The organism is Cupriavidus sp. CPT47-8839-RL05A (genome assembly GCF_058792255.1).
This window is the reverse complement of record NZ_JBYTEG010000037.1, coordinates 18,353-38,446: the sequence shown is the minus strand read 5'-3', so window position 1 is coordinate 38,446 and position 20,094 is coordinate 18,353. Positions and strand designations below refer to the sequence as shown.

Below are 20,094 nucleotides of genomic sequence, written 5' to 3'. Positions count from 1 at the left end.
GGACAGCTGCCGCTCATAGCGATTCCCCTGCAGCCACCAGGCGAGCGCACCGCCTAGCACCGCGCCAACGGCCACCATAAAAAAAGCCGCCGCCAGGCGGCCCTTCCATGCGGCCAGGAACTCAAGTGCCTTTGCCATGCCGGCCCTCGCTCTGGCGCATCCTGCGCTTGAAGTAACTTTCCAGGGCCTGCGCGCCAACGATGCCGAATGCGCTGCCAAGTCCCACCAGTGCTACCGGGTTGATTTCCGGGAACTGAATGAGCGCCATACCGGCCACCATCGAGGCAGCGGCCCCCATCACCGCCCGAGCGAACACCAGGCGCACGGTGATGGCTTCGTCGCTGGCCAGCAACTTGCCCAGGCCAATCATGGCGCCGACGAACACCAACATAAACAAGCTCTTTTCTGGTTCTTGCATGTACCCGTTCCTTTGCGGTCGTTTATGCGTGGATGAATTGCTGGGCGCGCAGCCAGCGCTGCCGCCGGTCGTCGAGCCCGTTGATACCGCCGTTGATGCGGCGCGTGAGCTGCTCGAAGTCGCCCAGGTCCGCCAGCTGGTTGCAGCCCTTGGCGTACCAGAACCACGCCGCCGAGCGGGCGGCCAACTGGTCGTCGGTGGCCAGTAGATATGGCTGACTGACCAGGTCGACGCCGAGCGCGTGGCCACACTCCATATGGTTGTCGTGGAACGTGATCTGTTTGAGGCCGTGCCCGGCATACCGCCAGCCATCCCCACTACCGGCCTCACCATTACCGAAGCGCCCGGCGTAGACGATCGAGGCGATACGCTTCTGCCGCTCGAGCGGCACCGCGCGCTCACCCGGTTGCCGCCCCAGCGTGCCGGCCAGCGCCGGCGGCATGCGCGCACCGAACGTCCGCCGCAGCCCGTCGACGCTGTAGTCGAAGGACTCCTGCAGCCGAGTGAAGCCGGCCGACTCGGTACCGACCTGCGCGATCCAGGCAGCGACGCGATGGGGCGCGACGATACCGAACTCGAACAAGGCAGCCGACACCAACGGATACCAACGATCCGCCAGATCCGCCGACAACCCGGCCGCCTGCCGGAACAATTGCTTATCCATATTGGGCCTCCGCTGCAGCCAGGCCGACGATTGGTTCAGTCATGCAGCTCCCCGGAAATGAAAAAGCCCGCGCGGAGGCGGGCATGAAAAAATGCGATGTGGCGCGCGAGACGATGCTAGAGGCCTCATAATCTGGTCCGCCAATAACAGGAGGTTGTAGGGATGATGGGCGCCATAGCTCTGACGGGGGCGGTTTTTTTCTTTTGGCGGTTTGTGAGCAAGCGCGCGGGAATCGCCATCCTCGGGCTTATGTTGCTTGGTCCGCTTACGTATTGGCTCAGGGATGAGCAACGCCCGTGCGATGGGCGGGCGTGGTTCTGCGACTTCATTCCGACCGCAGCAGAGCCAGAAGCCGTGGCCGTGGTGCCCGAACCTTGCCCGTACGACGCGGCATTGACAACGGCGCGTATATTCACCGAGCCCCACGTAGACGCAGAGATCCATCGCCTTGTGTCGACCGGGGTCTGCCAGTACGAGGCGATTTTGCGCATAAACTCAGGGTGGAAACCCAAGTTCGCACCCGAATTCCTGGTGAGCGAACAGGGATGGCTTATCCGGTCCAGGCTCTAACTCGCGCGCCAGCGGCCAACGAAAACCCGCCACTAGGGCGGGTTACGTGCCTCGTATCCCATTTCAACGGTGTTCACTGGGGAGCATCTCCAGAATGAAGAAAGCCGCCCGAAGGCGGCTGTTTGGTGAGGACGGATGCCAACGTGGCCGGGTCGTATCGCCACGGCTCCGGATAGCCCATCGCGGCGGCGGCAGCCTCGCTGCAGAACCACCCGCGACGCGCGCCGGTGATCGGCCGGAACAGAAAGCCGATATTTCCGACCAGGTCGTACGGGCGTCCAACGTTCGCCGCGAACCACCGCCGGGCCGCCGCCTCGTCCGCGCCAGGCAGGTCCACCACGTCCCAGCGGTCGGCGTCGAAGTCGATCAGCTTCAGGCGCACGCCGCCGTCCGCGAACGAAGAGCTGGCGGCCATGCCGTCGCTGAACACCAGCTCGACGTGCGAGTAGGGCGACTGGAGCCACCAGCGCACCAGGCGGTTATAGATGCCGGCCAGGCCGGGCCGCGTCCCACGGTAGAACGCTGCGCGCATCCTCACCCCCAGTTGATGGCCTGGACCTGCTCGATGGTCGTCGCCGCGGCGAGCTGGGCCTTCAGCGCCTGCGCGTGGGCAAAGTTCTCGTTGCCGGCGGCCACCATGCTGCCGTAGAACGCTTTCCAGTCGTTCAGCGTGGCGATCGGTGTATAGCTGTTGTCGACCGATTTCCACGCGCCCGGCCAGTCCGCCGGCAGCCCGCCGAAAAGCACCACGTAGCCGTTGACGCCGTCGATGTCGCTGCGGCTCAGTTCGTCGCAGGCGAACACCTTTCCGGCGTGGACGAACGTGCTGCGGTTGGCCGCCAGGCGCGCGGCGTTGATCTCAGTGTTCTTCGCGGCGCGGACGGCTTCGAGCAGATCCGCTTCCAGGGCGCCGTCAAGCACCCACTCGTCGTCCACCCACTTGTGCGCCGCCGATGGGCGCGGCTCGTCGGTCAGGAACGGCGGCAGGTCGCCCAGGCCGGAGTACTCAGCGCCCAGTTCGAACGCCGAGCCGTCGGCAGTGCGGAACAGCGGCACGGCGCGATAGTCCGGAACCAGCGTCCAGGTGCCAGCCGGCCAGTTCTGCGGCGACAGGCCATTCGCGTCGCGGTAGACGGCGACTGATCGCAGGCCCGGGGTCGGCGGTGTGGTGGGCGTGGCGTAGCCCGACACGATCGGGTTGGCGGGGTCGAGGGGGTTCTCGTCGGCGGTGCCGATGCTCAGGAACTCGCCGGTAATCGGGTGGTAGTTGAAGATTTCCATGGCTGGTCCTTAGTACTTGATCAAAGCAAGCAGCGCGATGTTTCGCGGCCGCGTTTCGGTGCCGCTAGTGCGCGCCATCGAGGTCGTACTGACAATCATCGCCCCGGGGTTGGACGCGCTGCCGCCAAACGAAACGGTGTCCTGCCAAGACACACTCGAAATGCCTCTTTCAAGATCGGTCTGCGCAGAGCCAAATACACGACCACTGTCCACACCTCGGCTGTCATCCCAGCCGCGCAGGAACTCGCCACGCAGTTCCGGCAAGTTGAACGTGGTAGACCCATCGCCAGCACCGAAGGTCGTGCCGATCTCCGCGAACAAATCGGCATACGTGGTACGGGACACCGCCGCGCCGTTCGCTTTCAGGAACCCCGCAGGCGTGGCGCTCTTTGCGTGGAACACGATGGCGCCGGGCAGGATGTGCCCGAAGTTCTGAACCCCGAGCAGGCCGATCGTGATCCATGCGTTGTTGGCCGCATTGCGCATCTTGAGCAGGCCCGCACTGGTATCGGCCCAAAACTGATAGGCGTAGGTCGTGACCGGCCCCGACGAACCGGACTGGTTTGTCGCGACAGCCTGCAGCGCATTGTTCAGGTCCGCGCGAAACGAGGCACCCGACTGGTTGTCGAGCACCATATCGTGTTGTGACATGCTTACCTCTCTGAGTTAGTAGGCGATGGCGTCCCAGTCGAACTTGCGGGAAACCGCAGCGCTGGCACTGTTTTTGAAGCTGATGGTGAAACCGGCCTCTGACTTGCTGGTAATGACGTAGTAGTCGCCCTGCGCCATGTCCTGAGCGGTGATGCCGAGGCCTGGCGTGACGCGAAAGGGCTTATCGAACGTGACGACCTTCGGCCCTGCGCCCGAGATGACATCGAGGCCGGACTCTCTCCGGTCCGGCATGTCGATCCCGACTGTCAGGCCGGTCACAACGACGTTATGCGTTGCCGACGCGCTCTCCAGCACCACCTTCCACTCGAAGGCGCGCGCCTCGTAGTCACCCATCGAGAAACGCTGCCATTCGGTCCACGTCGGCGCCCCCGAGGGGTTGTCGTTCGTCGTGCGAACGTACAGCGACACCGCGGTGTCATTGATGCGGCCGCCATCGATCGATTCCCAGGTGTCGATGAAGTCGTACCGGAAATCGATCAGGTCGCCGGTATCGAACGACACAGCGTCGATTGCTGCCGTCAGCCTGGATTTCTCCACGGCGCCAAGATCGAGCGAACCGGCGAAGGTGTAGGTGCCGGCATCGACGATCCCGCCCAGCGAGTCGACAAGTCCCCAGCCCCCAACCCCGACCACCGTATCGATCGGCCCCAGCCCGTCGAGCAGCGGCTGGTCATCCCATAGGCCGGTGGCATCGATCAGCCCTTGATCGTCGATCAGGCCGACCCCGATTAGCTTGATGCCGTTCAGCGCCGAGTCAAAGACGAGGTTCGTCTTGCCGCCGGCGAAGCTGGGCTGCTCCTGAACCGTTGCCACGATGTTCAGGTCCAGCAGCGAGGGTGCCGTCGTAATCACCATCGCCGCAGTCGGCGACTCATGACCGGTGGAATCGATCCACTTGGCGAGATACACGCCGGTGAGCAGCGGCAGCTGCGCGGAGTTGGCGGCGCCAGAGATATAGCCACCGATGTCGACGGCGCTTCCCCAGCTAGGCTGAACCAAGTCTGTCGTGTGCCGAATGCGCGCCTGGCCGCCGTTCTTTACATCCAGGTCTGTGGCTGCATTCCATGTCAGGTTGGCAAATCCGTTCAAGGCAGCCAGAGAAAACCCTGTCAGACTTGCTGGCGGCGCCAGCTTGCCGATCACCCGGTGCGCCGGCGAGTACGTCCAGTCCCTGCTGCGGACGCCGAGCGCCGACACCAGCCGCCCACGCACAAGGTAGGGCACCCCATCTTCCACGGGCGACAGATGTTGTCTCGTCGTGTCGGCGGTCAACGGCGGCAAGACAATCCAATCTGGCTGATCGGCGCGCTTGTATTGCATCTCGATTCGGCCGGTCTGCCTTAGCGCCTCATCCCGCGGTGCAGCCCAACTCGCTTGGATGCGGGAGGTCACCACCCCGCTCTGGCTGACGATTAGCTGATCCTCGCCGGATTCCAGGCTGATCTGCCCAAGGCTTTCAACGTTGAATGCGCTTGGCAGATTCGTGTCGGGCGCAGGGTCAATAATCGTGGCATTGCCGGAATTCCAGTCATAGACCGCGGCCGCCTCTTCGTTGAGGACTAGGTCCACGCCGCCGTCATCGCTCATCTTCCACGACATCACCCGGAATACCTTGTTGGACCAGCCGAACTTGGCGAGCGTCAGCTTCACGGTGCTGTAGGCGGTGAGCTGAAACGCCGTGAGCTTCGCCGGAAACTCCACCACGATGCTCTGGCGCGAGCGTTCGAGGATGATCTTCGCCAGGCGCTGCGCCATCACGCTGTCGGTCGTGAACGGCAATTCGATGTCGCGCTCGATCACCTCCCCATCGTTTGCCGAATAGGCGGCATTCCTCATCGCCGGGAAATCCCCCGGCTGCCAGTACTTCTTCGGATCAACGAAGGTGCCCTTCACCACGTTGAAGAGATCCTTGCGCGACGTACGCGGCTGGACCTTGATGGGCCCGCGCAGATCCGACTCGGTTAGCGTCACAGTCGGGATGTCATACGCACCAGCAAAGACGCGGAACACGCCCCCGGAGATCACGACTGCGCCGGCGCCCGCCGTGGTCATCTCGGTCAGGTTGTCGCGCGGTGACTTGTCGCTCATCACGATGCCGTCGCAGCGGTAGCGGGACTGGAAGATGCCGCCGCCAAGGTCCAGCCACTCGTCGCTCACGTTGGCCGCAGCGATGACCGTTGGCAGGTCGATGTCGCTATCGCTGCAACCAAAGCCCCGCTCGTCCCGCAGGTAGTCGTAGACGCACAGCGCCCAGTTGTTAGACCAGGAGGTGGTGGACGTCCGCGGATCATAGACCCGCTTTCCCTTCACTACCGCCTTGATATTGGGCAGCCCGCTAGGGAACAGATCGGCGTCGTACTCCAGCCGCACGTACAGATAGCACACGCCGCGAAGCCGGTGATCCCAGGTCCAGCCAGGCACCTCCGCCACCAGATCGCCATCGGCGGACTGGTCGGGATGCCCGAGATGCTTCTTCACGCGCACATAGCGGTACGCGTTCTCGACCTCATAGGTGATTGCGATGCCGTTGGCCCCTTCCGGCAATCCGCGCACGGTCACCGTGTCGCCCCCCGGGCTCCAGGTCACGTCGCTTACCGCATATTGGGTTTCGGGATCACTCCCGACTCCCACCACCACGGAAGTGAGGCTGCGGATAGGCTCCCCGACAGAAACGGTCATCTCCGTGCCGCCCGTCCCCGGGAATCCCTTCGTCTTCGACTCTCCCCAGACCTTCCGGAACTTGCCTCCTGTCGGCTGTCCCCACTCATCAAGCGGTCCGATCGCATCCTCGCCCAGGTACACCTCCTCGATCGCGTCGCACTCATGGTCGGCCAACGCGATCACCAGGTGCATGAACTGGTTCTTCTTGCCGTTGCCATCGGTGCTCGCCGCGAAGATCAGCGGCCCGGACGTCATCGCCCGGCCATAGATCATGTTGCGCGGCTGGACGTTGGAGCGGACGACCTGCGTGCGGCCTTGGGCCTCGGCCGCGAAACCGTTGTTCGTTCGCGGCTTGAAGACAGCGCCCATCAGGGAGCCGATTGCAAATGAGACCGCCAGAGAGACGGCCGCATATGCGACGCCGTACGCAATCGTGGCCGCAACGACGGCTGCGGTGCCGGCTGCCACGCCGCCTGCGGCTGAGAAGACTGCCGCCGCAATCGCTGCTGCTGCTTCCGCCATATTGAACTCCTAGACTTTCCATGCGGCCTTAGCCGCTGTCATTGGGAAGAAGATCAGCCCAGTGCCGCCTTGGGCCGCGATCTGCCCGCCCAGGCAAATGGCAAGAGCCTCACCCTCTGGAGCCTCAATCAGCACGACGTCGCCGCGTCCTGCCAGCGGCGCCGGTATCGGCGGCCCGAGAACCAGCGAGCAAAGTCCAACTACCCCGCCGTTGTCGCGCAGCAGTCGGTGCGCCCCCTTGTCGGTGGAGTACAGGCCGCGCCATCGCGCTGCCGGATCAGTCCCGGTCATTGCCTCGATGGCATCTGCCACGAACATGCAGCAGTCGCTGATACCACGTGAAAAAGCCCGCTCGTGGCGGGCTTCGATGAACTCGGCGAGCCGAGTCGGCCAGTCTTCAAAACGCTGCATCAGCGGCCCCACATAAGATTTTTTTCCACCATCTGCGGCACGAACTCGAACCCCCGATCACCGGGATACCGGCTCTGCTGGTCCTCGTTGTTGTAGCGGCGCACCTTCGGGCGATCCCATGTCACCATGCGCGACTCGGCCGACAGCGTGATCGTGGCGGTGTCGCCCACCTCCGTCGCCATCGTGTCCATACGGCCGGAGAACAGGCGAATCGGCTGCGCCGCCAACTGCAGGTCTTCGCGCAGCGGCGCGAACCAGATCTGGCACGACCGGCCCTGATACTGCTCGGCGAGGGAAATCGCAACCAGTTCACTCGGCACGCCGGAAAGCGTCAAGCGCACGCCAGTCGCCTCCAGGCTCGCCTGCTCCTGGATCGGCTCGATGTTGCCGAGCGCGCCGAGCCCCAGCCAGGTCGCGCCGCTCCAGTCGATGTCGTAGCCGGCGCTGCATACGCGCAACGGAACCGAGAAATCCAACTGCACGAAGAACAGATAGGGGACGTGCCCCCCGGTAACCGCAGCGACAGTGCTGCCATCCAGCGCGCGCGTCACAGGAACACCTCCACGGCGCTGATCGTGACGGTATCGGACACCATGCCCGGCAGCACAGAGACCGAGTACTCGTCACTGGACAGCATCATCGTCGCCCGCGGCCTGTCCAGCGTGACCGCAGAATCACCGGATGGCGCCTTGCGAAAGGCCGGGGCCACCGGCACTGCGGCGAGCCCGCCTGCATCGCTGGTCACGTCCGCCGTGACCATCTTCAGCTCGCCGCCCGCCGCCAGGAAATCCCCGGCGCGGAGCACCAGCGTATTGGCCGGCCATGCCTTGGTCGGCAGCGACTTAAAGTTGCTCATCGCGCCATTCACCAGCGGGGCATACAGCGACGACCCCGGGCGAGCGTGCGGCCACAGCGTGAAGCGCCCGGCCATGCCGCCCAGGGACGCCAGAAACGCCTCCAGCCGGCCGCGGTTGACGCTGTCCATGTGCGGCATTTCCAGCGTCACCTTCCAGCGCGCGCCGGGGCGCTCCACCGTCTGCGCGGAACGGTTCAGCGGCGACGTGAAGCTCTCCGTGTTGGACTGCAGGCCCCAGGTCGCCTTCGACGGCTTCAGGCCAATCGGCCAATCCAGCGTTGTCATTCCTTACCTCCAGACCAGTCTGGTCATGTCGCCGCCGCGCGCGAGATTGGCCTTGATCTCGGCAATCGCCGCGTTCTTCGCCTGCACCATCGCCTGAAGGATCGACGCCTGGTCCGAGCGACTGTCCACTTTGATATGCTGCGTAATACTCACGCCACCGCCGCCGCTGCTGCCACCGCCAACGCCGCCGATCTGATGGTTCGGGATGATGTTCCCCGATGCATTGGGCTTGAAAATCTCCGGACCACGCTCGCCGACGAGGTACGCACTGCCGGCGCTGACCGGGCCGCCGTCCGCGCGCATCGGCAGGCCCGACACGTTGCTCATGTCCACCGGGGTGCCGGACATGTCCGTGCTGCCCTGGAGGCCACCGTAACCGGACTGCACCGTTCCACTTGCCGCGCCGATCACCGCATTCCCGAGCATCTGGAACAAGCCGGACAGCGCCGCCCGCGCCTGGATGCGGAGCAGGTCGGCGATCACCGACTTGGCGAAGTCGCCGAAATTCAGCTTGCCGGTCATCGAGAACTGAACCAGCGCATCCTCCATGCCCTGGAAGGCGCTGCCGAAGGACCGCTGCGCCTGCGCCGCGACGTTGGCCGTTCCGGTCTGAAAGTCGGCCATCGCCGTCAGCGCGCCGTTCTTCCAGTCCGTTTGCTTTTCCTTGAGGGCTTCGTAGTAGTCGGCGTAGTCCTGCAGCGAGCGCTGCAAGCCGTCGCGGATCACCGCCTGCTCGGACAAGTACTCGGCACTGCCTAGCTTCGACTTCGGCGTGGCGTTGGTCAGGTCCATCTGCCGGCGCTCGTACTCGCGATAGATCGACTTGACCGCCTCGGCATTGCGCTGCGCCTCAGTGCCGGTACCGAAGGCTTCCAGTTGCCGGCCGTACTGCTCGCGCTGGCTCTGCTGGTAGCTCGCCATCTGCGCGTTGATCTGCGCCGACCGCTCGTCCAGCTTCAGCCCGTCCTGCTTGAGCTTCAGCTCCTTCTCGTGGCCGACGTTCAGCTCGAGCTGCGCCTTAATGCGCTCCTCGGCGGCCAGGTAGCTCTTCTGCTCGGCCGTGAGGATCGACTTCCCCTTCAGGTCGGCAATCTTCTCCAGCCACTCGGCCTGCGACTTCTCGGCGCCGGTCAGCTTCTCGTTGGACTCCAGCGCGGCGCGCGTGGCGGCATCCTGGTCGCGCAGTTGCTGCAGCAGGCGCGTGGCGGCGTCGTCTTGGTACGCCTTTTCCTTCGTGGCCTTGGGGCCCTTCGGATCCTTGTACTTTTCCTCGATGTCGGCGACGCGCTTGTTGTACTCCTCCGCCGCCATGCCGACCTTCTCGGCGTCGCGCTTGAGCTGGTCGATCTCGTCCTTGCGCTGCTCGGCGCGGCTGCGCGTGGCCTTGGCCTGCGACGCCAGCCGCGCCCGCGCCTCGATCTCCTCCGCATCAGCCTTCTTCTGCTGACCTTCGGCTGCGGTCTTCGTCGCGGATTGCTCTAGCACCGCGGCCTGCGCCTCCAGCGCCTTCAGGCGAGCCTGCGCCGCCGCGATACGGCGGTTGCCGTTACCGGTCGCCGCGCCGCCGGCCGTGTTGTCGAAGCCGACCGTGGCCGGGCCCATCTTCTCCAGCTCGGCCTTCGTCTCGGCGATCTTGGACTTGATGTCCGACAGCGTGTCCGGGCGGCCGAGGCCGACCATGGCATCCCAGGCCGATTTCGCGGCGCCGGCCACGGCGTTCCAGCCGCGCTCCATGTAGCCGAGGTTCTCGCGCACCTGGTTCGCGCGCGCCGTCAGCGCATCGGCCAGCGCCTTCTGCGCCAGCGCCGCGGCCTCATCCTTGCGGCCCTGCTCCTCCAGCGCGCGGATCTGCTCGTAGACCGAGGCCGTGAGGTAGTGATACTGCTCGTTCAGCTTGGCCGACGCCTTGGTCGGCTCCTCGCCCAGCGACACGAACAACTTGACGGTGTCCTCCACCGCCGCGCCGGTCGCCTTGTTCATGGATACCGCAGCCAGGCCGATTGCTTCGATCTGGTCGCCGGCGATCTTGCCGGTGGAGGCGATCTGCGTCAGGGCATCCGCCGCCGCGCCATGGGTGCCGATGCTGCCGCTGATCCGGTCTGCCATGACCTGGATCTGCTCGGAACTCTTGCCGGCGTAGCTTCCGGTCAGGATCAGGGCGTTATTAAACGCCGTCGACTCCTGCGCGCCCTTGTATGCCGCCAGCGAGAACGTGGCCGCCGCCGCCGCCGCGACTGTGAATGGGTTCACCAGGCCGACTACGTACGAGCCGAAGCCGCGCAGCGCCGGCCCGATGCCGCCGAAGGAGTCTTTAAGCTGCCCGCCCTGCTGCGCCAGCACCAGCAGCGGGTTCTGGCCGCCTGCAAGCGACGTCACGATGTCGGTCATCTGCGCCGGCACCATGCGAATCGCGGCAGCGGTTTGCGCCGCCGACACGCCGGTTTTGGCGAACTGCGTCTCGGCCGCGCGCAGCCTCTCGATCATCGGCGCCGCGGCGTCCCCCACGCCCAGTTGCTGGGCGCGGAAGGCCGCGTATTCCGACGCGGTCTTGCCGGCCCGGTCAGCCTGGCGCTCGAGCGAGGTGATGAACCGCTTGGCGCTCGCGTCCATTTTCTGCGACGCATCGTTGGCCGCTTCGTTGACGGTCTTGAAGCTGCCGGCGGTCTTCTGCGCCGAGGCGGCGGCGGTCTTCTCAAACTGCTGGACTGACTCACCCGCCTTGGCAAAGCCGGATTCCAGCGACGACGCATCCGCGCCAATTTCCAGTGTTGCCTTGCCGATCACCTCAGCCATGTCATTCCTCGTTCATTACCGTCAGCGCGGCGTTTTCCATCACCCGCACGCTTTCGAACACCTCCGGCCAGTCAGCGCGCGGTACGCCATTCATGCGCAGCACGAACGGCAGCGGGGAATAGTCCAGCCCGATCGGGCCGCCCATCCCCATGCGCCACTGCGTGCTCATTTGGCCGAACGCCATCACCGCCGCATCGTTGTCCGGCCACACCTCGGAGTCCGCAGGCGCCACGTCCTCTGCTGTCAGCCCGAAGGCCGCCAATTCGTCGTCCTTCGGCGGCTTCCAGTAGAGGGCGCGGGCTGCGGCGATCAGTTTCCCCGGCGCGCGGCGCTCAGCTCATCCGTGTAGGCCTCGAAGATCGCCTGCGGCGCGGTGTGGTAGTTCTGCACCACGCGCTTCAGCGCCGCCTGCGAGAACGCCTCGTCGACGTCCTCCCAGCCGGCCAGGATCTCCATCAGGACCACGGACGGGCACTCTTCCGACTTGGCCGCGCGCGCGAAGAAATCGCGGGCCTCGTCGCGCGTCTTGTGCTTGAACACCAGACGCAGCTTCGCGGGCTCGCCGCCGGGCACCGTGATGGTTGCGGTGCCGACGAAAGTGGGGTTGGGATTGACCTTGAACATGGGCGATTACGCTGCGTAGCGGGTCGGCTCGCCGGTCAGCGAGATGGTCACGGTCACGGCCATGGCCTGGTTCTTGGTGGTGGTCGGCATCTTCGACATGGCGATGTAGCCGCGGAAGTAGATCGTCGAGCCGCTGGGCAGCTGGAACTTCACCGTACGCGGCAGGCGGTCGTCGTTCGCGGCGGACAGCACCGCGTACTGCGGCAGCGAGTCGTCATCGGCGATGTTCAGCGTGATCGTGCGGGCCGAGCGGGTCGTCGGGATCTGCTTCTCGTCGCCCGAGTCCTCCAGGAACGAATAGCTGTAGAACTGCTGCTCGCCGCCCGACGAGGACGACTCCAGCACCTGCGAGATTTGCTGCCAGGCGGTCACGGCGCGCACCGAGCCGCCGCCGGAACCGGCCGGGTACACGTTGGTGTCGGTCGTGTTGATACCTTCCAGCGCGAAGTTGTCGGCTGCGGCGGCGCTCACGCGGGCCACGCGACCATCGAGGCGCGTCCAGCCGGACGTGGCTTCGACGATGGTGCCGTTGGCCAGGCCGTGCGCCGTCGAGCTGGCAACGCCCGGGTTGGCGTTCGTCACAGCGGTGACGGTCTTCGCTGCGCCATAGGTAGATGCGATCGAGAAAATGGCGCCGTTCGGCAGTTTCACAGACATGGGTGTCGCTCCAGAAATGAAAAAACCCGCTGACGCGGGCTGGTGGTGGATGCCCGAACGGGCGTTAATTCGTGAACCAGATGGAAAAATCCTGCGAAGCGCCAAGCCAGCCGGTTGCCGGGTCTTTCGTGGCGATCACGCCGGTCATGGTGTTGGCGTTCAGCACGGCATCGGCGCGCAGCGCGTCCTCCGCCTGGCGGATCAGTGCGGCGGCGTCCTTGCGGGTTGCCGCCCACACATCGACCTGAAACCGGCCGTTGCGCTTGTCCGGCACGCCAGCCAGGAAGTTGAGCGGATCGCCGCCGACCTGCTGGTAGATGATGAACGGCAGCGTGACGCCAGCCGGCGCCTCGTCCGGGTAGACGCGGTCCGCCACCAGGCCCTTCAGCGCGTTGAAGATGTCGGTTTCGACTGTCATGCCTTGCTCTCCGCAAGTACTTCCGCCGTGCGCTCGTTCGCGCGCTCGAGCATCGCGTTCATGGCCGCGTTACGCTGATCGAAGGCCCGGCGGATGAACCCGACAGCCGGCACCCAAACCGGGACCGGCAGTCGCTCGGTGGTCGCCATCCACCGGCCGTTGACCCGGATCACCTTGTTGACCCGCCAGTGCCCGCGTTCGATCAAGTGGCCGTGCGGCGCCTTCTTGGCATTCCAGCTGACCTCGTAGATCTTCTGCTCCTCACCCGACTTGGCGTTCGAGAACACGTGATAGATCGCATTCCGCAGCTGGCCAGGCTTGACGCCCTTCCGCTCCGGGCCGTCATAAACGGGCGCGAGACGGCGCGCCTCCTCGTACAGCACCAAGGCGCCGGCGCGCGCGGCGGAACGGATGACGTGCTCCTTCATCTCATCTTCCAGCCGATCCAGCGCCCCGCGCAGGTCACCGGTCAGACTAAAACCAACTTGCATGGCATCACCTTTTGGCCCCGGTTTCACAAACCAGGTCAACGTGCGCGCGGCCCGCCTCGTCCGGTAGCACCGCCTTGATGTCATAGACCGTCGCGCCGTGCATGACGCGCATGCTGGCGTCAAGGCCGGTGCGCCAACGAATGCGGATGCTGGCGCGCACGATCGACACCTCGGCATCGGATTTGATGGTCTCCAGCCCGGACTTGCGGGCGATGTTGGCCCACACGGTCGCCACATCGATCCAGCCCGGTACCGAGCCACCGATGTCATCCCGGACGGTGCCGGGCTGCTGGATCGTGATCCGGCTGTTCAGTTTTCCGGCTTCCATGGTCACACCACGTAGTTGCGCCAGGGATCGAGCAGGCCATCGACGAACCGCCCGGGCGGCTCGTACAGCTGACCTGCCGACACCGCCTCGCGTTGCGCGTACATCGCGCCGATATGCAGCAGCATCCAGGACCGCAGCGCGGCCGGCACCGTGGTGTCCGTAAAGGCGCCACAGGTGAAGGTGATCTTCACCGTGTCGCCACACGGCCACGCCCCCACCGGCACCAGGCGGCGCTCCTCAACCAGACGGTAGGCGGTGCCAGCCAGCGTCTGCGTCGCGCCGTCGGCGTCGCGGTAAGTGACCGAGGTGATGGCGGTTACGTTCGGGCCGAGCTCGACCTGGTCGGGAAAGCTGTCCGTGAGCGCGATGCGCCGCTGCGGGATCAAGGCACGCGCGAGCGCCCCTTCGCAGCGCTGGCGGGCGGCCGAGATCAGCGCCGTGATCAGCGTATCCTCGGCCACCCCATCGACGCGCAGGTGCAGCTTCGCTTCGGCCAGCGTGATCGGCTCGCCGGACAGCATCGCGTCTACCTTGATCTCCATGGCGCGGCCTTACTCGCTGGCCGACTGGCCGTCGGTGGAGGCCTCCGGCGTCGCGGCCGGCGCGTGCTCGACCACCTCGGCGCCCAGCTCGCCCTTGCAGTAAGCCACCGCCTCGGCGGTCGCGTCGACCGCGCCGGCGGCCTCCAGCGCCTTGGCGCGCTTGTCATCCAGCTTCACGAGCGTGTTCGGCTGGTATTTCTTGCCGTCGAGCGGCAGCTCGGACAGCACACGTACGATTTTCGGCATGGGAAATTTCCTGTTGCGTGTTGAGGATTCGGGCCGGCAGCGCGCCGGCCCGCGGGAGACTCAAGCGGCTTAGGTCGCCGAGTGCTGGTACTGCTTGACCGCGTTGACGTCGAGCAGATTGCCGCCCATGCGCGCCCAGGCCAGGAAGCCGACCTGACCCTTGGTCAGGAAGGCGCTGTCCTCGAAGCGGAACAGGGTGACCTGCATCGCGTCGCGGATCATGTACTGGCTGAGATCGCCAAACGCGATCGACTTGGCGTTGGCCGCCGGCGCCGGCATGTCGTTGTTGATCTCGACCGGGTAGCCCAGCAGCAGATCCGGGGTCTTGGCGGTCAGGCCCGCGTCGTAGCTCGGCGTCCAGATCGGGCGGCCGGCGGTGTCCTTGAGCTTGCGGACCGTGCGACGGATGGCCTGGCTGAACATGAACTTGCAGGCATCGCTCTGGTAAGCCACGTCCAGGCTGTCGATCAGGTCGACCAGGTCGTCGTAAATGACGGTGGTGGTCTGGCCGGTGGTGCCGGTCTTGCCCACGCCTCCCGCCACGCTCAGACCCTTGGGCGCGCCGGTGCCGGTGCCGATGGTGAACTGCTTGTTGGCATGGCGGCCGATGCGGTCACGGATACGCTTCTGGATCAGCGCAATGATGTCGACCGTGGTGTCCTGCAGCAGCTCGAGCGGCACCGTGATGGTCTTCGAGCCGAACTTGAACACGTTCAGCGGCACGGTACCGAAGCCGATGTCCGCTGTGGCGGCCGTCGTGTTCTGCGCGACGATCTCGCCTTCCTCGCTGGTACCGTCGCTCGACGGGTAGCTCAGCTCCGCGCCGTTGCCGGTCCCGATCGAGCTGGCCACGCGGCGCATGGCGCCGTAGTCCTTCATGGCGTCGATGATCTGCTTGGCGACCTCGGTCTGCACCGTGTAGCCACCCTCGGCCGGCGTGGTGGTGCTCATCGTGTTGCGGATGAGCAGCGCCTCCTCCTGGCTGAGGTCCTTGGTCAGCTTACGCAGGAACAGCTCCACGCCCTGACGGGCTTGGGTCTTGTCCTTGTTCGGATCGTTGCGCGGCACGTTGTCGAAGCGGCGCTCGGCCTCGTCGTCCAACATGCGCTGGTGGGCCGAGATCTGCTTCTCGACGCGCTCGGCCTCGTCGACCAGGTTGTCGAACTTGCCCTGGTCTTCCTTGGACCAGGCGGTCGAGCCTTTCTCGTCCAGCAGGTGGCGGGCGTCTTTCTTGAGGGCGGCGAGGCGCTCCCGGAGGGCTTGCATGCTCATGCGGGTTCCTTTCAGGGTGAAGTGAGCAAGAAAAAAGGCCGCCCGAAGGCGGCCCGTGTCGCTGATGCGGAAGCGCGTCAGGCGAAGGCAGAAAACAGGCTGAGTCGCCGCTCGTTCGCGGCGCGCAGGGCAGCGGCGTCGATCTCCGGCTCCGGCTGTGGAGGCGGAGCCAGGAGCGCCTGCGGCGTCTTGCTGAATGCCGCCAGGTTGAACTGGCGCGCCGAGGCGTTCTTGGCATCGCCGGCTGGCTGGGCAATCCGGTCGGCAAAGCCGTTGTCGACCGCCTCCTGGGCGGTGAACCACGTCTCCGCATCCATCCAGGCGGCGACCTCCTCTTTGCTCTTGCCGGTGCGCTTGGTGTAGTCGGCCACGATGGCGCCGTCGACCTTGTCCAACAGCTCGGCCGTGGTCGTCATGTCGTGCTTGTTGCCCATGGCGAGCGTCCAGGCGTTGTGGATCATGTAGAAGCCGCCGTCGACGATCTCCACCTCATCGGCTGCCGCAGCGATCGTGGTGGCAGCGCTCGCCGCCAGGCCGTCGATGGCAGCGATGGTCTTGCCCGGGTGCTGCTGAATCGCGGCCGCGATCGCCCGCGCCTCGAACACATCGCCGCCAGGGCTATTGATCCGCAGGCGCAGCGTGGTGGCGGCGTCCAGCCCGGAGATCACCTTCGACACGTCCGCCGCGGCGACCCCCCAGTAGGCGTCGATCACGTCGTAGATGTAGAGGGTGGCCACGGCCGCCGCCTCGTCGCGGATCAGGTTGAGCGGCTTGCGCTCGGCTGCGGCGTTGTCCCGCAGCAGTTGCATCAGTTTCTTCATGGCTTGGCTCCGGCGCCGCTCGCGGCGGCCTCGTTCGCAGGGTTGAAAAGCTCGGCGGCAGCGCCGCCCTCGGGTGGCAGGTTCTTGATCCGACGCACCTCGTCGGGCGTCATCCAGCCAGCGCCCGAACCCGGCCCGCCCAGCGCCGCACGGAAGTACTCCGACTGCGCCTTGCTGTTGCCTTCCAGCAAGGCGTCGCGGTTGAACTCGACGTAGTACTTCGCCGTGCGGAAGAGCTTGCGGTTCAGCTCCTGCTCGATGCGCACCAGGTGCTGCTGCAGCGTGAAAGTGACAAAGCCGCGGCTCATCTCCTCGAGACCCGACCCCCAGCTGGTGGAGGCGCTGGTCTCGCCGATCAGGTGCGGCGGCACGCCGAAGGCCCGCGCGATGTCGACCACCTGGAACTTGCGCGCGTCGAGCAGCTGCGCGTCCTCGGCCGACAGGCTCAGGTTTTCCGCCGACAGGCCCTCGGTCAGCACCAGCGGCAGCTTGTGGGCGTTGTCCAGGCCGCTGTACTTCGCCGCGAACGCCGCCTGCAGGTTGCCGACCTGGTCCGAACTCATCTTGCCCGGCGCCTTGAGCACGATGGACGGATGGGCGCCGCCGGCAAAAAACCGCCCGCTGTACTCGTCCATGGCCAGCGCATTTCCGGCGGCGTTGCGCGCCGCCCACTGGATCACGCTCATGCTGCGCAGGCCGTCGAAACCGAAGCCGGGGAAGTGCAGCATGTCGTCTTGATCGGCACCGTACCGGCGCACGTCATTGACGTAGTACTTGAGCCGGTCGCCGCTATCCGTAGTCTCGCGCTCGACCTCCACGGCCTCCCACGGCAACGGGACCAGCTCGCGGATTTCTCCGGCACGGCCACGGCCAATGAACGCGAAGCCATCACCACGCAGCAGCGTGTTGGACACCCGTCCCTCCCACATGCTGGCGGCGGAGTAGCGCGCCGTCGGCTGCTCGTTCAGAAGCCACCACAGCGGCGCGTTCTCCACCGGCACGCGCCCTGCCGAGGTGCGCTCGTACTGATGGATTGGCATGCTGGCGATCGAGCCCGCGATGCGCTGCACGCAGGCGAAGACCGCCGACACGCGCATGGCGCTGTCGGCGGTCACGGCCACGCCGGACGCCGCGCGGCTGGCGCCGAACAGCTCCAGCACGCGCGGATCGCTGGAGGCGATCACATCATTGCGCACGGCCGCAGTCTGGCGCTTGGCCTCCCGGTCAGCTCGCCAGGCAGTGAGGATGGGAGATCCAGGCGCAGCGGCAAGCTGCCGCGCCCTGTCCCAGGTATCTGTTGCGGTCATAGTTCGACGAAGCCCTGTGTGATGTCATTGGTTTCCTGCGTCACCATCGCCCGTCCGAGCGCCATGATCGCGGCGACCGGACCATCGATCTTGTTCTCCGGACGCTCCTTGTTCGGATAGATGTTGTCTTTCCTATCCAGGTGGGCGACCACGTTGCTGATCATCCAGGTCATCACCGGATCACCGTTGTGCTCGATCTTTCCCTCGAGCACGAGCGCCTCCAGTTGCTTCATGGGCTCGCTGAAGTTCAGCACGGTCGGGCGCATCTCGGTCATCGGGATGCCCTCGGCGATCAGATGTCCCGACAGCTGCGTGGCCTGGAACGGGTCAAAGGCGACCTCCACCACCGAGAAGGCAGCGCAATCCGCGCGGATGTCATCCTCGATCTCGTCGTAGTCGGTCACCTCGCCGTCCGTGACGGTGAGCAACCCGCGGCGGCGCCAGCCGTCGTACTGGCTGTTGGTGCTGTTCTCGACGGCACGTTCCGGAAGGTAGTAGCGGCCGAAAAGCGCCCACTTCTCGCGTCCGGCCTGCGGCGGGAACAGCTTCACCTCGGCCGCGATGTCGATCTTGCTGGCCAGGTCGAGACCGATGTAGCACTCCAGCCCGCGCATGTCCTCGATACGCAGATTTGGGTTCGCGCACCGGTCCCAGGCGCGCATGTCCATCCAGGCAGAATCCGCGTTGACCCAGACGTTCAGACGCTTGGTCAGGAAGTTCGCCACCGCGCTGGACATGGACACAGCCTTTCGGCACGCCATCTCCATGTCATCGACCAGCACCGACACGCCCAGGTTCGGATTGGCCTTGATCCACACCGCCGGATCGGTCCAGTCGTCACCATCGTCGAGCGTGAAGATGATCGCGAAGAAGGTGTGATCCTCGACGACACGATCGAGGATCTTGGTCGCATGCGTGCGCTGCTCGTAGCAGATGCCGGTGCGGTCCGTACCGGCGGTGGTGATCATCCACAGCAGCGACTGGTCGCGCGCGCCCGTGGCCGAGTCGATCACGTCGAACACGTCGCGCGTCTTGTGCGCGTGCAGCTCGTCGATGATGCCGCCGTGGATGTTCAGGCCGTCCAGCGTGCTGCCCTCAGCGGACAGCGGCAGGAACTTGCTCGCCTCCTCCTCGATGAGCAGCTGGTGCTGCAGCACCTCGATGCCCAGCGCCTCGCACATTTCCGGCTCGCGCAGGGCCATGCGCCGCGCGTCGTCGAAGACGATGCGCGCCTGGTCGCGCGTAGTGGCCGCGCTGTAGACCTCGGCGCCCGGCTCGTTGTCCGCACCGAACAGGTACAGGGCGATGCCCGAACTCTTCGCCGACTTGCCGTTCTTGCGCGCGACCTCTTCGTAGGCACGCCGGTACCGGCGCAGGCCGGTGTCGCGATGCAGCCAGCCGAATACCGTGGTCAGGATGAACACCTGCCACGGCTCCAGCCGGATGCGCTCCTTCGTGCGCGCCCAGCGACCCTTGGTGTGCGGCAGCAGCTCGATGAAATCGCAGATCCGCGCCGCCGCCGCCTCGTCGAAGCGATATGGGAAGGCCGGATCGGCGGCCGCGGCGCGCTCCAGGTCGAGCTGCTGACGCTCGCACGCGAGCTTTACCCACTTGCACGCGACGATCGCGCCCGACAGCACGTCCGCGACGTACTGGTTGGCGACGTCGACGTAGCTCATTTCTGGAATTTCCCCCAACCGGCCGGGGCCGCCGTCGCCGCCTCCATGCCAGGCAGCTGCGGCTGATTGCTCGACGGCGTGATGCGCGCGCGCTGCGACGGCGACATGCCAAAATGGCCCGAGTAACGGGCGACCGCGTCGGCCTGCTGGCGAATCATGTTGACCAGAGCCGCCTGCTGGCGGAAGCCCTTGGGCGTGATGTCGTAGCAGCAGTCCTCGACGGCGGCCTCGTACGTGTAGCCCTTCTCGACCTGCACGGCGATCTTGGCGTTGAGCGCCGCCTCCAGTTCAGCCATGCGGCCCCACGCCTGGCAGTACAGCGCCAGCATGGCGCGGTCCATCTTGGCGATCAGCCCCTCCTCGACCAGCAGCGGCGTGATGCGCTTCCATTCCTTGCGCGCCTCGCGGCTCAGATGCTTCGGAATGTCCGGCACTTCGACCAGCGGGTTGACCCCGTCAGCCAGGTTCATCGGTCGCTTGCCCGGGTTGCCCCGTACCAGCTTCAGCACATTCGGCGTCGGTTGCGGTCCACGTTTTCCCATCTCTCCTCAGGGAGGCATAGCACCCCCCCCTCCA

The 20,094-nt window shown here is 65.6% G+C and carries 22 protein-coding genes and 1 pseudogene; all 23 read right to left on the bottom strand.

From position 1 onward, the window contains the following. Positions 1-121: 121 nt before the first annotated feature. On the bottom strand, positions 122-418 hold the full coding sequence (locus AC3WVS_RS30610) for a phage holin family protein (protein ID WP_492321654.1): 297 nt from the start codon (positions 416-418) through the stop codon (positions 122-124). 22 nt (positions 419-440) lie between these two features. Then, entirely contained in the window at positions 441-1,082 is a 642-nt protein-coding gene (locus AC3WVS_RS30605) for a glycoside hydrolase family 19 protein (protein WP_492321653.1), read from the bottom strand. A gap of 643 nt (positions 1,083-1,725) precedes the next feature. Beyond that, positions 1,726-2,184: a hypothetical protein gene (locus tag AC3WVS_RS30600; protein ID WP_492321652.1), complete on the bottom strand. Its 459-nt coding sequence runs from the start codon at positions 2,182-2,184 to the stop codon at positions 1,726-1,728. A 2-nt stretch (positions 2,185-2,186) separates the two neighbouring features. Then, the gene (locus tag AC3WVS_RS30595) at positions 2,187-2,933 is read right to left on the bottom strand and encodes a DUF4376 domain-containing protein (RefSeq protein ID WP_492321651.1); all 747 of its coding nucleotides are present in this window, start codon (positions 2,931-2,933) and stop codon (positions 2,187-2,189) included. A 198-nt stretch (positions 2,934-3,131) separates the two neighbouring features. Then, a pseudogene (locus AC3WVS_RS30590) lies at positions 3,132-3,320 on the bottom strand (phage tail protein); the annotation flags it as partial. Between the two features lie 279 nt (positions 3,321-3,599). After that, positions 3,600-6,788, bottom strand: a complete 3,189-nt coding sequence (locus AC3WVS_RS30585; protein ID WP_492321650.1) for a phage tail protein — start codon at positions 6,786-6,788, stop codon at positions 3,600-3,602. Between the two features lie 9 nt (positions 6,789-6,797). Next, positions 6,798-7,199, bottom strand: a complete 402-nt coding sequence (locus tag AC3WVS_RS30580; RefSeq protein WP_492321649.1) for a DUF6950 family protein — start codon at positions 7,197-7,199, stop codon at positions 6,798-6,800. Beyond that, a complete protein-coding gene (locus AC3WVS_RS30575; protein WP_492321648.1) occupies positions 7,199-7,750 on the bottom strand; it encodes a hypothetical protein in 552 nt (183 codons plus the stop codon). The genes AC3WVS_RS30580 and AC3WVS_RS30575 overlap by 1 nt, the downstream gene beginning before the upstream one ends. Continuing rightward, on the bottom strand, positions 7,747-8,340 hold the full coding sequence (locus AC3WVS_RS30570; RefSeq protein WP_492321647.1) for a hypothetical protein: 594 nt from the start codon (positions 8,338-8,340) through the stop codon (positions 7,747-7,749). The genes AC3WVS_RS30575 and AC3WVS_RS30570 overlap by 4 nt, the downstream gene beginning before the upstream one ends. 3 nt (positions 8,341-8,343) lie before the next feature. Next, a complete protein-coding gene (locus AC3WVS_RS30565) occupies positions 8,344-11,133 on the bottom strand; it encodes a phage tail tape measure protein (RefSeq protein ID WP_492321646.1) in 2,790 nt (929 codons plus the stop codon). A gap of 1 nt (position 11,134) precedes the next feature. After that, on the bottom strand, positions 11,135-11,395 hold the full coding sequence (locus tag AC3WVS_RS30560) for a DUF1799 domain-containing protein (RefSeq protein WP_492321645.1): 261 nt from the start codon (positions 11,393-11,395) through the stop codon (positions 11,135-11,137). Between the two features lie 47 nt (positions 11,396-11,442). Next, positions 11,443-11,757, bottom strand: a complete 315-nt coding sequence (locus AC3WVS_RS30555) for a phage tail assembly chaperone (protein WP_492321644.1) — start codon at positions 11,755-11,757, stop codon at positions 11,443-11,445. 6 nt (positions 11,758-11,763) lie between these two features. Continuing rightward, positions 11,764-12,414 (bottom strand): phage tail protein, encoded by a 651-nt coding sequence (locus AC3WVS_RS30550; protein WP_492321643.1) that lies wholly within the window; start codon positions 12,412-12,414, stop codon positions 11,764-11,766. A 64-nt stretch (positions 12,415-12,478) separates the two neighbouring features. Beyond that, positions 12,479-12,832 (bottom strand): DUF3168 domain-containing protein, encoded by a 354-nt coding sequence (locus AC3WVS_RS30545; protein WP_492321642.1) that lies wholly within the window; start codon positions 12,830-12,832, stop codon positions 12,479-12,481. Further along, positions 12,829-13,323, bottom strand: a complete 495-nt coding sequence (locus tag AC3WVS_RS30540; protein ID WP_492321641.1) for an HK97 gp10 family phage protein — start codon at positions 13,321-13,323, stop codon at positions 12,829-12,831. Before AC3WVS_RS30540 ends, AC3WVS_RS30545 begins: the two co-directional genes overlap by 4 nt. 4 nt (positions 13,324-13,327) lie before the next feature. Then, positions 13,328-13,651, bottom strand: coding sequence for a phage head closure protein (locus AC3WVS_RS30535; protein WP_492321640.1), 324 nt, complete (start codon positions 13,649-13,651; stop codon positions 13,328-13,330). 2 nt (positions 13,652-13,653) lie between these two features. Further along, positions 13,654-14,193: a head-tail connector protein gene (locus AC3WVS_RS30530; protein WP_492321639.1), complete on the bottom strand. Its 540-nt coding sequence runs from the start codon at positions 14,191-14,193 to the stop codon at positions 13,654-13,656. Positions 14,194-14,202: 9 nt separating this feature from the next. After that, complete coding sequence (locus tag AC3WVS_RS30525) at positions 14,203-14,439, bottom strand: hypothetical protein (protein WP_492321638.1); 237 nt, start codon at positions 14,437-14,439, stop codon at positions 14,203-14,205. A 69-nt stretch (positions 14,440-14,508) separates the two neighbouring features. Further along, on the bottom strand, positions 14,509-15,711 hold the full coding sequence (locus AC3WVS_RS30520; protein ID WP_492321637.1) for a phage major capsid protein: 1,203 nt from the start codon (positions 15,709-15,711) through the stop codon (positions 14,509-14,511). A 77-nt stretch (positions 15,712-15,788) separates the two neighbouring features. Beyond that, positions 15,789-16,532, bottom strand: a complete 744-nt coding sequence (locus AC3WVS_RS30515) for a head maturation protease, ClpP-related (protein ID WP_492321636.1) — start codon at positions 16,530-16,532, stop codon at positions 15,789-15,791. Further along, entirely contained in the window at positions 16,529-17,728 is a 1,200-nt protein-coding gene (locus AC3WVS_RS30510; RefSeq protein ID WP_492321635.1) for a phage portal protein, read from the bottom strand. Before AC3WVS_RS30510 ends, AC3WVS_RS30515 begins: the two co-directional genes overlap by 4 nt. A gap of 107 nt (positions 17,729-17,835) precedes the next feature. After that, complete coding sequence (locus tag AC3WVS_RS30505; protein WP_492321634.1) at positions 17,836-19,518, bottom strand: terminase large subunit; 1,683 nt, start codon at positions 19,516-19,518, stop codon at positions 17,836-17,838. Then, complete coding sequence (locus AC3WVS_RS30500) at positions 19,515-20,060, bottom strand: phage terminase small subunit P27 family (protein WP_492321633.1); 546 nt, start codon at positions 20,058-20,060, stop codon at positions 19,515-19,517. The genes AC3WVS_RS30505 and AC3WVS_RS30500 overlap by 4 nt, the downstream gene beginning before the upstream one ends. Positions 20,061-20,094 lie beyond the last annotated feature (34 nt).